At 68.2% G+C, this 13,972-nt stretch carries 12 protein-coding genes; 7 read left to right on the top strand and 5 right to left on the bottom strand.

Translation table 11 applies throughout. From position 1 onward, the window contains the following. On the bottom strand, positions 1–2,565 hold a 2,565-nt coding region (locus AOZ49_RS03350), incomplete at its 3' end, for a beta strand repeat-containing protein (protein ID WP_197286691.1). A 79-nt stretch (positions 2,566–2,644) separates the two neighbouring features. Continuing rightward, entirely contained in the window at positions 2,645–2,893 is a 249-nt protein-coding gene (locus AOZ49_RS32315; protein ID WP_156355574.1) for a hypothetical protein, read from the bottom strand. Here AOZ49_RS32315 and AOZ49_RS03345 point away from each other — a divergent pair. Continuing rightward, a complete protein-coding gene (locus AOZ49_RS03345) occupies positions 2,892–3,245 on the top strand; it encodes a DUF1294 domain-containing protein (RefSeq protein ID WP_197286690.1) in 354 nt (117 codons plus the stop codon). The genes AOZ49_RS32315 and AOZ49_RS03345 overlap by 2 nt on opposite strands. Before the next feature lie 19 nt (positions 3,246–3,264). Here the strand turns inward: AOZ49_RS03345 and AOZ49_RS03340 are convergent, their stop codons facing one another. Beyond that, positions 3,265–4,497 carry a hypothetical protein gene (locus AOZ49_RS03340; RefSeq protein WP_054474319.1) on the bottom strand — a complete coding sequence of 411 codons (1,233 nt, stop codon included), beginning with the start codon at positions 4,495–4,497 and terminating at the stop codon, positions 3,265–3,267. 237 nt (positions 4,498–4,734) lie between these two features. On the opposite strand from AOZ49_RS03340, the gene AOZ49_RS03335 reads away from it, so the two are divergent. Next, positions 4,735–5,358 carry a LysE family translocator gene (locus AOZ49_RS03335; RefSeq protein WP_054474318.1) on the top strand — a complete coding sequence of 208 codons (624 nt, stop codon included), beginning with the start codon at positions 4,735–4,737 and terminating at the stop codon, positions 5,356–5,358. A 1-nt stretch (position 5,359) separates the two neighbouring features. Here the strand turns inward: AOZ49_RS03335 and AOZ49_RS03330 are convergent, their stop codons facing one another. After that, positions 5,360–5,977, bottom strand: coding sequence for a TetR/AcrR family transcriptional regulator (locus tag AOZ49_RS03330; protein WP_054430407.1), 618 nt, complete (start codon positions 5,975–5,977; stop codon positions 5,360–5,362). 141 nt (positions 5,978–6,118) lie between these two features. On the opposite strand from AOZ49_RS03330, the gene AOZ49_RS03325 reads away from it, so the two are divergent. Further along, a complete protein-coding gene (locus tag AOZ49_RS03325; protein ID WP_156355573.1) occupies positions 6,119–7,192 on the top strand; it encodes an MBL fold metallo-hydrolase in 1,074 nt (357 codons plus the stop codon). A 34-nt stretch (positions 7,193–7,226) separates the two neighbouring features. Here the strand turns inward: AOZ49_RS03325 and AOZ49_RS03320 are convergent, their stop codons facing one another. Further along, the gene (locus AOZ49_RS03320) at positions 7,227–8,312 is read right to left on the bottom strand and encodes a hypothetical protein (RefSeq protein ID WP_156355572.1); all 1,086 of its coding nucleotides are present in this window, start codon (positions 8,310–8,312) and stop codon (positions 7,227–7,229) included. 462 nt (positions 8,313–8,774) lie between these two features. Between AOZ49_RS03320 and mqo the strand changes: the two genes are divergently transcribed. The 4 genes from mqo to AOZ49_RS03300 form a co-directional block, all read left to right on the top strand. Beyond that, the gene (gene mqo / locus AOZ49_RS03315) at positions 8,775–10,484 is read left to right on the top strand and encodes a malate dehydrogenase (quinone) (RefSeq protein ID WP_156355571.1); all 1,710 of its coding nucleotides are present in this window, start codon (positions 8,775–8,777) and stop codon (positions 10,482–10,484) included. A 150-nt stretch (positions 10,485–10,634) separates the two neighbouring features. After that, positions 10,635–11,594 carry a hypothetical protein gene (locus tag AOZ49_RS03310; RefSeq protein WP_054474316.1) on the top strand — a complete coding sequence of 320 codons (960 nt, stop codon included), beginning with the start codon at positions 10,635–10,637 and terminating at the stop codon, positions 11,592–11,594. A gap of 163 nt (positions 11,595–11,757) precedes the next feature. Continuing rightward, a complete protein-coding gene (locus AOZ49_RS03305; RefSeq protein ID WP_054474315.1) occupies positions 11,758–13,083 on the top strand; it encodes an MFS transporter in 1,326 nt (441 codons plus the stop codon). Beyond that, a partial coding sequence (locus tag AOZ49_RS03300; protein WP_054474314.1) for a histone deacetylase family protein occupies positions 13,080–13,972 on the top strand: 893 nt, incomplete at its 3' end. The genes AOZ49_RS03305 and AOZ49_RS03300, both read left to right, overlap by 4 nt.

Genomic DNA, 13,972 nt, shown 5'->3' with positions numbered 1-13,972 from the left:
GACGCCCGACAGCACCAGCGTGCCCAGGTCGGTCTTGACCAGCTTGGCCGCGCCCGCCAGCGTGGCGCCGATGGTGGCTGTGTAGCCGCCGCCCTCGGCCACCCCGTTGCCCACGCGGATCACGGCTTCGTTGGGGCCGCCGCCCGCGGCCGGCACGCCCACCAGGGTCAGCGCGTCCCCCACGGCATTGTTCACCAGCGTGTAGCCATCGGCCGCGAACTGCATGCCCTGCGCCAGGATCGCGCCATTGGTGGTGCTGTCCACCCTGACGGTGTCGCCCTGCCCCATGAACACGGCGAACGCGCTCTGGCTCCAGGGCGCGTTGAGCGCGCCGGTCATGCCGGTCCAGTTGTCGTTGGTGAGCGCGCCGTTGGCCGTCCAGATGCCCGGCCCGCCGTCGATGGTGTTGTTGTTCTTGTTCAGCGGGCTGGCGCCGTCCCAGTAGTTCAGCGTCAGGCCGTTGGTGTTGACCAGGTTGACCTGCTTGTCCACCGAGGTCTGGATGAAATAGTTGCCCGGCGACGGCACCGCGCCCAGCGCCAGCGTGCCGCTGAGCGCGCCGGCGTAGTTGATGACCCGGTAGACGCCGGGGTCGAACGAGCCGCCCACCGAGGTCTGCACGTTGAGCGTGCCGCCCAGGGCGAGATTGCCGCCGACATTGGTCAGGTCGTTGAACGGTCCGCCGACCACGCCCGCCTGGCCGAACGAATACGCCAGCGCCGAGCCGTTCTGCAGGGTCAGGTCGCCGCCGATGGTGAGCGTGCCGGGCGCCGCGCCGACGCCGCCCGGCGCCAGCGTGCCGCCGGTCTGCACCGTGACGCTGCCGCCCAGCGTGCCGGTGCCGCCCAGGGTGGCGCCGTTGCCCACGGTCGCCGCGCCAGTGCCGCTCTGCGTGCCGTTGACGTAGAGCGCGCCGGCCGTCACCGAGGTCGGTCCGGCGTAGCTGTTGTTGGCCGTCAGGACGGTGGTGCCCGATCCCATCTGGCGGATGCCGCCGCTGCCCGTGATCAGGTTGCCGAAGGTGAACAGGTCGTTGCGGTTGAAGGCCAGCGAGCCGTTGTTGGTGATGGCGGCGGCGCCCGGCAGGTTGCCCGACGCGCCGCCGTTGCCCAGTTGCAGCGTGCCGGCGGCGATGGTGGTGGCGCCCGCCCAGCTGTTGGCGTTGCTGGTCAGCACCACGGTGCCGGCGCCGTCCTTGGTCAGCGCGCCCGCGCCGGTGATGGCTTGCGTCACGGTGCCGGTCACGCCCGCATTGGCGCTGAGCGTGCCGTTGTTGGCGGTGACGCTGACATTGCGGCTGCCCGCCAGGCTGAAGCTGTTGGTGAACGCCAGCGCGCCGCCATCCAGCGTCACCCCGCCCGTGCTCGCGCCCAGCGCGCCGTCGGCGCTGATCGCGACGGTGCCGCCCTGTATGCGCGTGCCGCCCTGGTAGGTGTTGGCGCCGGTCAGCGTCAGGATGCCCGCGGCAATCTTGTTGACCGCGCCGGTGCCGCTGATCGTGCCGGCGTAGGTGCCGTTGTCCGGCTGGTTGAACAGCACCAGGCCATTGTTGGTCACGCTCGGCGGCAGGCTTTGCGCGCGCGCTTCCAGCGTGCCGGCCGCATCGACACGCACCGAGCCGTTGAAGCCCGTGTTGTCGCCGGTCAGGGCCAGCGTGCCGTCCTGCACCTGCACCGCCAGCGGCGTGCCGCCGCCGTTGCTGCCGACCGAGCCGGACAACGTCCATTTGCCATCGCCGGTCTTGATCAGCGACTGGAAGTTGCGGATGGTGCCGGGCAAGGTGTCGCTGGAGCCGGCCTCGCCGGTCAGCGTCAGGCTGTTGGTGCCGCCGCCGCCATTGAAGCCGCCGGTGATGATCGACCCCGGATACAGCGTGAGCGAGTCATCGCCGCTGGCGAAGGTCAGGCTGCCGTTGACCACCGCGCCGCTGCGGTTGATGAAATTGACGTTGCCGCTGCCGCTGTTGCCGATCACGTTGCTGCTGGTGCCGTTGCCGGCCTGGATCGTGCCGTAGTTGTCGACGGTGTTGGCCGCGCCGCGCGTGCGGTCCTCGAACCAGATGGCGGCGGCATTGCCGCCGGAGATCAGGCCGCGGTTGATGATGGTGTTGCCCGCGCCCATGACGTTGACGGCCTCGGCGTTGGCCTGCGTGCCCAGGGCCTGGACCTTGCCGCCCTGGGCGATGGTCAGCGTGCCGTTGGAACCGAATTCCACCGTGTTGTTGCCCGCGCTCCACAAGCCCGCGCCCGACGTGGCGAGATTGGAAATGACCGCGCCGGCCGCCACCGTGATGGCGGCGTTGTCGCCCAGGCTGACGGCATTGGCGTTATTGACTTCGAGCCTGGCGTTGGGCTGCATCGTGACCGACGCGCCGGCCGCCGTGGACGGCCCCTGCCCGATCGGCGCCGTGGCCGGATTGGGCGCGGCGGTGTTGCAGGTGGTCGCTGAACCGGTGGTGACGCAAGCGGCCTGGACGCCCGTGCCGGGCCAGCCGCCGAATAATGCCGCGCCGACCAGGACGGTCAGGCGCCGAGGGACGAGCGTGAACGACTTCGCTGCTTGCATCGCGTTCTCCAGCCGACGGGCGAATAATGATCTGGCGTATCAATCGTTAATGCCTGAACTCGCGCGGCGATTATGGAGGCTATTTTTTCGATTTCCGGCTTTGGGTTTTTTCTTTGGATATTCGAAATAATGGATGCACCGAGTGGCTTATTAATAAGCGCCAGTGCGCGACGCGGCCGCGAGAAGCGTGTCGGACAAAATAAAAAAAGCCCCTGTAAAAGGAGCTTTTTTTTGTTTTCGCTGACCGGCGGATATTGCCGGATCCGCTGGCGGCGGCGAACTGGAATACCATGCCGGTTCCGCCACCGCCACGCCAGGAGCCTTCCATGCACACCGCGCTGTTCCTGCTTGCCTGCCTCGCGGCCTACGGCCTGGCCACCTACCTGCTGCAGGTCCCGTTGTGGGTGGGGCTGGCGTATCTCTCGCTCAGCCTCATCACCATCGCCTTCTACACCTGGGACAAGGCGCAGGCGCGCGCTGGCCAGTGGCGGATTTCCGAGCGCACGCTGCATGGGCTGGCGCTGGCCGGCGGCTGGCCCGGCGCGCTGCTGGCGCAGCGCTGGCTGCGGCACAAGACCATCAAGCGGAGTTTCCGGATCCAGTTCTGGGCGACGGTGGCGTTGAACCTGGCCGCGTTCGTCGTCCTGTCGCCCGTGGCGCAGGCCTGGTGGCGGCCGTGATCGTCACGCCGCGCGCGGCTCAGTTGGCCAACAATTTGACCGTCTGCGGGTTGTAGCCGGCATACGCGCCGCCATACGCGCCGCCGCAGGCCGCATGCGGCTGCGCCGCCGCCGGCAGTCCCGTGGCGCGGATCGCCAGCTCGCCGCCGCGCAGGCGGATCTCGCGGAAACGCTCGGCGGCCACCGCGCCAGCGGGCAGGACATACAGGCGCACGCGCATCAGCCCCTTGTCGGGATCGGCCTGGCTGGCCGCGCTGAATGCCGGCACCGTCACGCTCGCCTCATGCCAGCGCGCCGGTTCTTCCAGCGTCTGCCAACGCACCCGCAGCGCCTGCTGCAGGTCGAGCATGGCCGGGCTGCCGCCCCGCACCGGATCGCACCGCTGCCCCGCCAGGCTGCGGGCCGCGTACGCCAGGTCCAGCGTCTGGCCATTGACCTCCAGCCGCGCGATGGTCTGCGGCGTGTAGTTTTCCAGGCTGACGATCGTCAGCCCCGCGATGCGGGCCGTCGTCATCTCATCCTCGGTGGTCGCGGCGAATCGCGCGAGGCCGGGCGCCACCTCGACGTGGTCGGCGTAATGGAAGTACTGATACAGCAGCAGCCCGGCATCGCCATAGCGGAACGCTGGCCGCAGCGCGGCCAGGGAAGGCGCCGGCAACTGCCGCAGCGGCAGCGTCGTGGCCGGCGCGCCGTCGCTGCTGGAATAGGCATAGCGGCTGACGTCCGCCTTCAGGCGCGCGCCGTCGTAGGGAAAGTCGCCCGCGGCCAGGGTGTTGGCCGTGGGATAGCGGACAAAGCGCGAGAACTGGATATTGTCCGCGGAAGCCGGTTCCATGTAGGGCGAGCCGCCGCCCGACGAGGACGACGCCGCGCGGTAGTCCAGCCAGATGGTGCGCCCGCTGAAGTTGACGTGGCTTTCGGCGATGGCCGGATTGGCGTCGCGGAAGCGGTTGGAGCGGCCCTGGCGGATCTCCTCGTTGACCGGCACGATCATCAGGGCCAGCAGCGTGGGCAGGAACAACAGCGCATGGATGCGTCCGGGCACCTGGCCGCGATCGCGCACCAGGTACACGATCCAGGTCAGCGCCAGCACGATCGCCAGCGGCCCGCCGTACAAGACCCCATACGACAGCAACGCCACCATGCCCCAGCCGAAGTTGTCGCTGAACACGGCGATCAGGCCCAGGGCGGCCAGCAGGCCGGCCAGCGCGAACGAAACGATGATGCCGAACAGATAGTTCTTGGTCTTCAAGCGATAAGGCCTCGTCGGATTGCCCGGACATGGGCGGCGGGGTCTTGAGGATGCGGCACGGTGATCCGTGCTTCGGCAACGATAACAGAGCGCCCTGCCCATGCGGTCGGCGTGAGGTCAAGCGAGGTTGCAGGGCGAACCGGCCGGCAGGCGCCGCTTGTCGCCGCGGGCGGGGGCGAGGCAGAATGCGGAAGCCGGTCCCCTTCTTGCCCCTTTCCCCACGAGAGCCCTTCGACCATGACGGATACCCTGCTCGTTTTCGCCGTGGTGGCGTTCATCGGCATCGCGACGCCCGGCCCGACGGTGCTGCTGGCGCTCAACAACGGCGCCAGGCTGGGCCTGCGCGCGTCCCTGCCCGGCATGGCGGGCGCGGTGCTGTCGGATGCCGTCCTGATCGGCGCCGTGGCGCTGGGGCTGGGCGCGCTGCTGGCCGCTTCCGAATTCTGGTTCTCGGTCGTCAAATGGATCGGCGTGGCGTACCTGGCCTACCTGGGCCTGCGCCTGTGCCGCTCGTCCGGCGCCCTGACGTTGCCGGACGAAGCCGCCGCGCGGACGCCGTCCGGCCGGGCGGTGTTCCTGCGCAGCTTCCTGGTCGCGCTGACCAACCCGAAGGGCTATCTGTTTTTCTCGGCCTTCCTGCCGCAGTTCATCTCCACGCAGGCGCCGCAGTTTCCCCAGTATGCGGCGCTGGCGGCGGTGTTCGCCACGATCGACCTGCTGGTCATGCTCGCCTATGCCTGCGCCGGCGCCAGGGCCATCCGCCTGTTCAAGCGGCGCGGCACCCGCTGGCTGGACCGCGCCTGCGGCGGCGCGCTATTGGCGCTGGCCGGCTCGCTGGCGTTCTATCGGCGCGGCGCGTGATTCATACGCCGCGTCCGTAGCACCCCAGGAACATCGCCACCGCCGAATCCACCACCCGCTCGCGTTCGGCCGGTTGCAGCGGCGGCAGGCCCAGCGTGACCTGCGGCCAGAAGGCGAAGCTCTTGACCAGCCCCTGCAATTGGTGCCCGGCGAATTCCGGATCGACGTCGGCCAGGCGGCCGTCGGCGATGGCCGCGCGGATCCAGGCGACCTCGCCGCCTTCCTTCGCGCCCATGCGGCAGACGATGGCCTGGGCCCGTTCCGGCGTGTGGATGATCTCGGCCATGGCGACGCGCGCCAGGTCGATGAAATTGGGATCGCCCAGCAGTGCGAGCTTGCGCATCAGCAGTTGCCGCAACTGCGCCGCCAGCGGCTGGTCGGCGTGATAGGCCACGCCGTCGTTGGCGATACTGCGGTTCCACAGGTCCTCGAGCATCAGCCCGAACAGTTCGTCCTTGCTGGGGAAATGGTTGTAGACCGTGCGCTTGGAGACGCCGGCGGCGGCGGCGATGCGGTCCATGCTGGTCGCCTCGTAACCCGCCGTGCGGAATTCCTCAACCGCGGCGCGCAGGATGGCCTCGCGCTTCCTGTCGGTGAGCCGCTGCGGAACTTCTGCCATGGGAACGTCCTAAATCAATCAGAGTGATAGCGAAAATTTTACACTCACCAGTGTACTTTCAGAAAAAAGGAAACTACACTGCTCAGTATACTTTTGACGCCATCCCGGTCCGTCATTGCCTTCGCCGCCAGGAATCCCGCCGTGAATCTCCCCTCGCCCGACGCCTCCCCCACCCCGCCGTCCGCGCATCACCGCGACGGCCGTTTCCACAACGCCCGGCCGCGCCCGCCGATGGGATTCTGGCAAGGGCTCAAGCTCACCTGGGCGGTGCTGTTCCGCAAGCCCTCGAACACGGTGCCCGACCAGCCGATCCCGGTACGCCCGCTGACCCGCGCCGAACTCGGCGCCGCGCCCGACCGCAGCCTGTTCCGGCTGGGGCATTCGACCATTCTGCTCAAGCTGCGCGGCCGCTACTGGATCACCGATCCGGTGTTCTCCAAGCGCGCCTCGCCGGTGCAATGGGCCGGCCCGGCGCGCTTTCACGCGCCGCCCATCGCGCTCGACGACCTGCCGCCGATCGCCGGCGTGATCCTTTCCCACAACCACTATGACCACCTGGACCGCGCCGCCGTCACCCGGCTGGCCGCCCGCACCGGCCGCTTCATCGCGCCGCTGGGCGTGGGCGACCAACTGATCGCCTGGGGCGTCGACCCGGCCAAGGTCGAGCAACTCGACTGGTGGCAGTCCACCGAGGTCGACGGCCTGCGCCTGACGGCCACCCCGGCCCAGCATTTCTCCGGCCGCGGCCTGACCGACAGCGATCGCAGCCTGTGGGCCTCGTGGGTGATCGACGATGGCGGGATGCGGGTGTTCTTCAGCGGCGACAGCGGCTACTTCGACGGCTTCAAGGCCATCGGCGACGCGCTCGGCCCATTCGATCTGACGCTGATGGAAACCGGCGCCTACGACAAGCGCTGGGCCTACGTGCACATGCAGCCCGAAGAAACCCTGCAGGCCCACCTGGACCTGCGCGGCCGCTGGCTGCTGCCGATCCACAACGGCACCTTCGACCTGGCCATGCATGCCTGGCAGGAGCCGTTCGAGCGCATCGCCGCGCTGGCCGCCGAACGCGGCGTGCCATTGGCCACGCCTGAAATGGGCGAGCGGCTGGACCTGGACGCCCCGCATCCGGGATCGCCCTGGTGGCGGGCGGTTGCCGCACGCCAGCCGGCGTCCGGCGCGTGCCGCCGCCTGACGCCTTGCCGGGCCAGGTGAGCCGGCAAGGTCGGTCACCGCGGCCGGTCAGGCATCAGTCGAAACGCCCGAAGATGTGGCTGCAGTGGGTATACGGATCGTTGGGCGTGCGGCGGTCCTTGGTGAAGTGGTCGATGATCATGCCGCCCTGCAGCTCGAAACTCAGCGTGCACTCATAGGTGTACTGATAGCTCTGGGTACCGGCCGACGGGGCGCAGCGCGGCGGCGCGTTGGGGCCATGCGTCAGCTGCAGGGTCTGCCCGGGCGGGCAACTGCCGCTGCCGCTTGCCGAGGTCGAGCGCGCTTCCGTGCGGTAGTACTGCAGCATGCGGTTGCCGCTCTTTTCCGTAGTGCCGGTGGGCGGCCCCCAGACCCGCAGCAGTTCGGCCTCGGGCTGGCCGACCCAGGCATCCATCGTGCGCCGCACGGCAGACATTTCCCGCTTGCGGCGGGCATCGGCGCGCGCCTGCGGATCCTGGACGGTGGCGATCTGGCGGCTGGCCTGCTTGTCCTGCTCGACACTCTTGTCGGCCTGGGCGCCCGCGTCGGCCAGGGCTTTCTTGCGACGCGCCTCCAGATCCTTCATCTCGCGTTCCAGCTCGGCGTCCGAGCGCGGCTTGCTGGCGGGCCGGGTGCCGTCGGTCCACATCGTGTTCCAGGCCAGGTCGCCGATCTCGCCGGTATTGAGCGGGCCCAGGTACATCCACCCGCGCGACCGGTTGTCGGCCTTGCGCGCCGCCACGCGCTGGGCGCCGCTCTTGGGCCCCATGTCGCAGGCGAAGTCGATCAGCGCCTGGCCCACGGCGTTCTTCGGCGGCCGGGCCGGCTGGTCGGGCGCGGTAGCCAGCTTGCCGCCGCGCGGCGACAGCTGGATCAGCTTTTCCTCGAGCGTCTGCCGGCCGCAGTCGATGATCATGTTGGACGACACCCAGTCCGGCGACTTGGCGTTCTCCAGCACCGTCAGGGTTTCCAGCTTGTAGGTCTTCTCGGCCCGGGGCACGGCGTCGAGATAGCTCTCGTCGACGGTGACGAAGATGCGGTTCGGCTTGTCGCCGCCGGCATAGACCACCCAGCGTTCGCCGGCAAGGACGGGCGACGCCGCCACGGCGGTCAGGACAGCGCTGATCAATAGTCGGTTCAAGGATGGACTCCGGATTCCCCGGCCAGGATCCGGACCGCGGGCGCGCCAATATTAATGGAACCTGAATGGGAAGCACCATAGCCCCACGGCGCGGATCCGGTCGCGCCAGGGACCGGTGGCGCCAATGTGTTTACAATCACGGCGCAACGCGTATTGCGCCAAAACCAATGCCCGCGACCCGGGTATTGCGGCAGGACGAAGCCGCTTCGTCTAGTCTAGGGCCTGCACGCAAGACCTGACACAGGCTCCCGCCCCAGGGATGCCCGGCCGCTTGGCCGGGAGCCGGGGCCGGTCAGGCGCCTACCCAACCCTGTTCGCAACCTCCCCCGCCCCGGCTTGCCGCCTTGGACGCGTGGATCGCTGTTTGCGTGTTTGATCGCCCCGGAGGTGCCCTCGCCCGTTTTCTCCGTAGTTCCTACAACGACAACAACATAATCCTTTGAACCGTAAGGTCTAATACCCATGAGAAAGTTTCTCAAAATCGTGGGCAGCCTGGTGGTGACGGTGGTGGTCGCGGCCGCCCTGTTCCTGTACTGGCCCCTGCACCAACGTTCGGTCCCGGCAGCCGACAATGACAAGCCCCTGGACGCCGTGCTCGTCGGCGGCGGCATCATGAGCGTGACGCTCGCCACCTACCTGCAGGAATTGCAGCCGGACTGGCGCGTCGAACTGTTCGAACGCCTGGACGGCGTCGCACTGGAAAGCTCCAATGGCTGGAACAACGCGGGCACCGGCCACTCGGGCTTCGCCGAGCTGAACTACACCCCCGAGATGCCCGACGGTTCCGTCGACATCAAGCGCGCCATCAACATCGCCGAGCAGTTCGAGGTCTCGCGCCAGTTCTGGGCCCACCAGGTCAAGACCGGCCGCCTGGGCCAGCCGTCGGACTTCATCAACCCGACCGGCCACATGAGCTTCGTGTGGGGCGATGACCGCATCGAATACCTGCGCAAGCGCCGCGATGCGCTGGCCAAGAGCCCGCTGTTCTACGGCATGGAATACTCGACCGACGCGGCGCGGATCCGCCAGTGGGCGCCGCTGCTGATGGAAGGCCGCGACGCCAGCCAGAAGGTCGCCGCCACCTACATGCCGCTGGGCACCGACGTCAACTTCGGCGTCATCACCAACCAGCTGACCCAGGGCCTGCAACGCAACCCCAACTTCAAGCTGCAACTGCAGCATGAGGTCACCGCGCTGCGCCAGAACGACGACAAGACCTGGAACGTCACGGTCAAGGACCTGAAGACCAACCAGGAACGCACGGTGAAGTCGCGCTTCGTCTTCATCGGCGCGGGCGGCGCCTCGCTCAAGGTGCTGCAGCTGTCGGGCATCCCGGAATCGAAGAACTACGCCGGCTTCCCGGTGGGCGGCCAGTTCCTGGCCTTCGACGCACCCGCCATCGCCGGCCGCCATGAGGTCAAGGCCTACGGCATGGCCGATACCGATTCGCCGCCGATGTCGGTGCCGCACCTGGATGCGCGCAAGCTCGACGGCAAGCCGGTGGTGCTGTTCGGACCGTTCGCGCTGGCCACGACCAAGTTCCTCAAGCAAGGCTCGGCCTTCGACCTGTTCTCGTCGGTCAACCACAACAACGTCGCCAGCATGGTGGACGTGGGCCTGGAGAACCTGGACCTGGTCAAGTACCTGATCAACCAGGCGCAACTGACCGACGCCGACCGCCACGCCCAGCTGCTCAAGTACTTCCCGCAGGCCAAGCCCGAAGACTGGCGCCTGGTGACGGCCGGCGAACGCGTCCAGGTCATCAAGCGCGATCCCGAGAAAGGCCCGATCCTGCAGTTCGGCACCGAAGTCGTGACCGACAAGGACAACACCATCGCCGCGCTGCTGGGCGCCTCGCCGGGCGCCTCGACCTCGCCGCCCATCATGCTGAACCTGCTGGCCAAGGCCTTCCCGCAGCAGATGGAAGCGGGCTGGAAGGCGCGCCTGAAGGAGATCATCCCGTCGTATGGCCAGAAACTGAATGACAGCCCCGCGCTGACCAATCAGATCCGCGCCATGACGAGCCAGGTGCTGCACCTGCCGTACGTGGAAGTGCCGGTGCCCGACGCCACGCCGGCCGCCGGCGCCCGCGACGCCGGCCACGCCCGCGCCGGCCCAGCCGGCGCCGGCCCGCAACGCCAATCCCGAAATGCAGGCGCTGTAACGGCCTGACCCGCCCTCCCGCTCCGGGAGGGTTTTTTTTGCGTGGCGGCCGGCATGATCGTGCCGGCCGCCGCCGAGCCGCGCGCTTTCCAGCGCGGGTCGGCCGCCTCCGTCATTATGCTAAGGTGCCCCATCGGCTATCGGATGATGACAAGAAACATGCGCAATCCCCTGGCTCGCCCGCGGTGGTTCCTGGCCCCCGCCCTGTTGTCGCTGGCCCTGGCCGCCATGGCCGGGCCGCTGCAGGCCCGCACCGTCTACAACGACAAAGGGCTGCGCGTCGAGGAAACCGACATCGGCTTCCAGGACTACCAGGAAGGCAGACGGCGCAACGCCAGCCAATACACCCTGACCTACCAGCGCCAGCCGCTTTGCGGCAAGGGCGTCAAGCTGGGCGAACGCTTCCTGCCCGCTGACGATCCGCGCCGCGCGCGCGACTATTTCTGCGGCCCCGCCAAGGCCATCAATCCCGATGGCGTGCTGGCCTTCGTCACCCGCACCGCCGGCCACGGCAACCTGCTGTACCTGGACGTCGGCGGCGGCGAGCTGCGCATCCGCGACATCCCGGTGCAGAAGGAAGGCGACAGCATGGGCGGCCTGGTGTTCCTGGACGCGGGCGAGCCCGGCTGGACCCGCTACGAGAACGCCTGGTATGAAACCACCCTGATCCGCCACGAGCCCTTCCAGGTCGTCAAGCTGGGCCCCGGCCGCCTCCTGGATATCGACAACGGCGTGGCCTTCCTGCTGGTGCCGCGCGGCCAGGAAGTCCAGACGGTCAAGCCGGCCAGCATGGGCCAGACGGCCAACGGCACGCCGGTGGTGATCGCGGCCGAACTGCGCCAGCGGCCGACGGCGCTGCGGTTTCGCGCGGTGGACCTGAACAGCGGCCGCGAACTGGCCAGCGTGGCCGCGCCCGATGTCTGCCTGGAGGCGCCAACCATGGACTTCTGGGGCACCGGCGGTGCCACGTCGGCGCAGGTGCCTTACCCCGAGTTGGCCGCGTGGCGGGCGCGCAATCTGGCCTATGTGGCCGGCGCCAAGCCGTCCTTGCGCCTGGAGGCGGCCAACGAACTGCGCCCCGCCGCCAACTGCCAACGCGAGTGGCAGCCGGCGCGCTGATCCGTGCCGGCCGGGCGTTCTGCGCCCATCTTCAGCCAAACCTAGGATTTCTACTCATAAATTCGCTGAATTTCGCGGATAAGAATTCAGAATTTTTCTTATGGTGGGGGCGCGCGTATAACGGTCTACGCAGCAACCTCAACCCACCTACAGAGAGAAAATCATGAGGGGAAATACCAAGACGGGCCACCAGCCGGTGCGCGCGTCGACCGCCGCATTCATCGGCACGATGATCGAGTGGTACGACTTTTATATCTACGCCACCGCCGCCGCGCTGGTGTTCGGCAAACTGTTCTTCCCGTCGGCCACCGGCTTCTACGGCACGCTGGCCGCCTTCGGCACCTTCGCCGTGGGCTTCTTCGCGCGGCCGCTGGGCGGCGCCCTGTTCGGCCACATCGGCGACCGCATCGGCCGCAAGAAATCGCTGGTCATCACGCTGTTGATGATGGGCACCGTGACGGTGCTGATCGGCCTGCTGCCGACCTATGCCTCGATCGGCGTCTGGGCGCCGGTGCTGCTGGTGCTGTTGCGCATCGTGCAGGGCGTGGCGGTGGGCGGCGAATGGGGCGGCGCGGTGCTGATGGCGGGCGAGCATTCGCCCGACAAGAGCAAACGCACCTTCTTCGCCTCGTTCGCGCAGCTCGGCAGTCCGGCGGGCCTGATCCTGTCGATGCTGATGTTCAAGCTGGTGACCGGCCTGGACGACGCCGCCTTCCTCAGCTGGGGCTGGCGCGTGCCGTTCCTGTTCTCGGCGGTGCTGCTGCTGGTGGGTTTCGTGATCCGCCTGAGCGTCAACGAGTCGCCCGACTTCCTGGAGGAAAAGCAGGCCCAGGCCAAGCGCGCCAAGCCGGCGCGGGCGCCGCTGGCGCAAGTGCTCACGGGCGCGCCGCGCCTGCTGGCGCTGGCCGTGGGCGCCAACGTGCTAGGCATCGCCGGGTTCTATTTCACCAGCACCTTCATGATCGCCTACACCACCCAATACGTGGGCCTGAACCGCGCGGTCATCCTGGACTGCCTGCTGGTGGTGCCGATCATGCAGTTCTTCATCACGCCGCTGGCGGCGTATATCGCCAGCCGCGTCGGCAACCTGCGCTTCCTGGGCGCCACGGCGCTGATCTCGGTCTTCACGCCCTACGCCATGTTCAACCTGGTGGACCTGGGCTCGCTCGGCGCGATCACGCTGGGCATTGGCGTGGCGGTGCTGTTCATGGGCGCCTATTATGCGGTGATCGCCGGCTTCGTCAGCGACAGCTTCCCCACGGCGATCCGCTACACCGGGATCTCCATGGCTTACCAGCTGTCGGGCGCCATCTTCGGCGGCCTGACGCCGATGCTGGGCACGGTGCCGGCCGAGAATTTCAAGGGCCAGTGGTGGCCGCTGGCGCTGCTGTTCTCGGCGATCTCGCTGCTGTCGCTGGTATCCGTGCTGTCGCTGGGCGCCTATCGCCAGCGCCATGTCCAACTCCAACCCGAGGTTCAACAAGCATGAAGGCGTACTTCCACGACGACCAGAAACTGCACCATCCGCAGACCTACTTCTCGCGCGGCAAGATGCGCACGCCGCAGGAAGTGCCGTCGCGCCTGGACGCGCTGGCGCATGCCGCGCGCGCCCTGGGCTTCGACGTGCAGGCGCCGGCCGACCACGGCAGCGCCGCGCTCGAGGCGGTGCACACGCCCGCCTACCTGCGCTTCCTGCAGAACGCCCACGCCGACTGGAAGAAACTGCCCGAGGATTGGGGCGACGAGGTCGTCTCCAACGTCTTCGTGCGCGAACCCAACGCGCTGCGCGGCGTGCTGGCGCAGGCCGCGCGCTACCTGGCCGACGGCAGCTGCCCGGTGGGGCCGCACACCTGGCACTCGGCCTACTGGTCGGCGCAGTGCGCCATCGCCGGCGCCGACCGCATCGCGGCCGGCGACCGCCACGCCTACGCCATCTGCCGCCCGCCCGGCCACCATGCGCGCCGCGACGCGGCCGGCGGCTTCTGTTACCTGAACAATGCCGCCATCGCCGCGCAACGCCTGCGCGACACCTTCGGCCGCGTCGCCATCCTGGACACCGACATGCACCACGGCCAGGGCATCCAGGACATCTTCTACGAGCGCAGCGACGTGCTGTATGTGTCGATCCACGGCGACCCCGAGAATTTCTATCCCGTGGTGGCCGGTTTCGAGGACGAGCGCGGCGCGGGCGAAGGCTACGGCTACAACCTCAACCTGCCGATGCCGCACGGTTCGCCCGAGTCGGTGTTCTTCGACCGCCTGCGCGAGGCGCGCGCCGCGATCGAGCAATTCCAGCCTGATGCGCTGGTGCTGTCGCTCGGCTTCGACATCTTCGAGAAGGACCCGCAGGCCATGGTGGCGGTCACGGAAGACGGCTT

Source organism: Achromobacter sp. 2789STDY5608615, from assembly GCF_001298995.1.
GTDB classification, from domain to species: domain Bacteria; phylum Pseudomonadota; class Gammaproteobacteria; order Burkholderiales; family Burkholderiaceae_B; genus Achromobacter; species Achromobacter insuavis.
The sequence above is the reverse complement of the archived record's forward strand: the minus strand, read 5'-3'. Positions and strand labels throughout refer to the sequence as shown.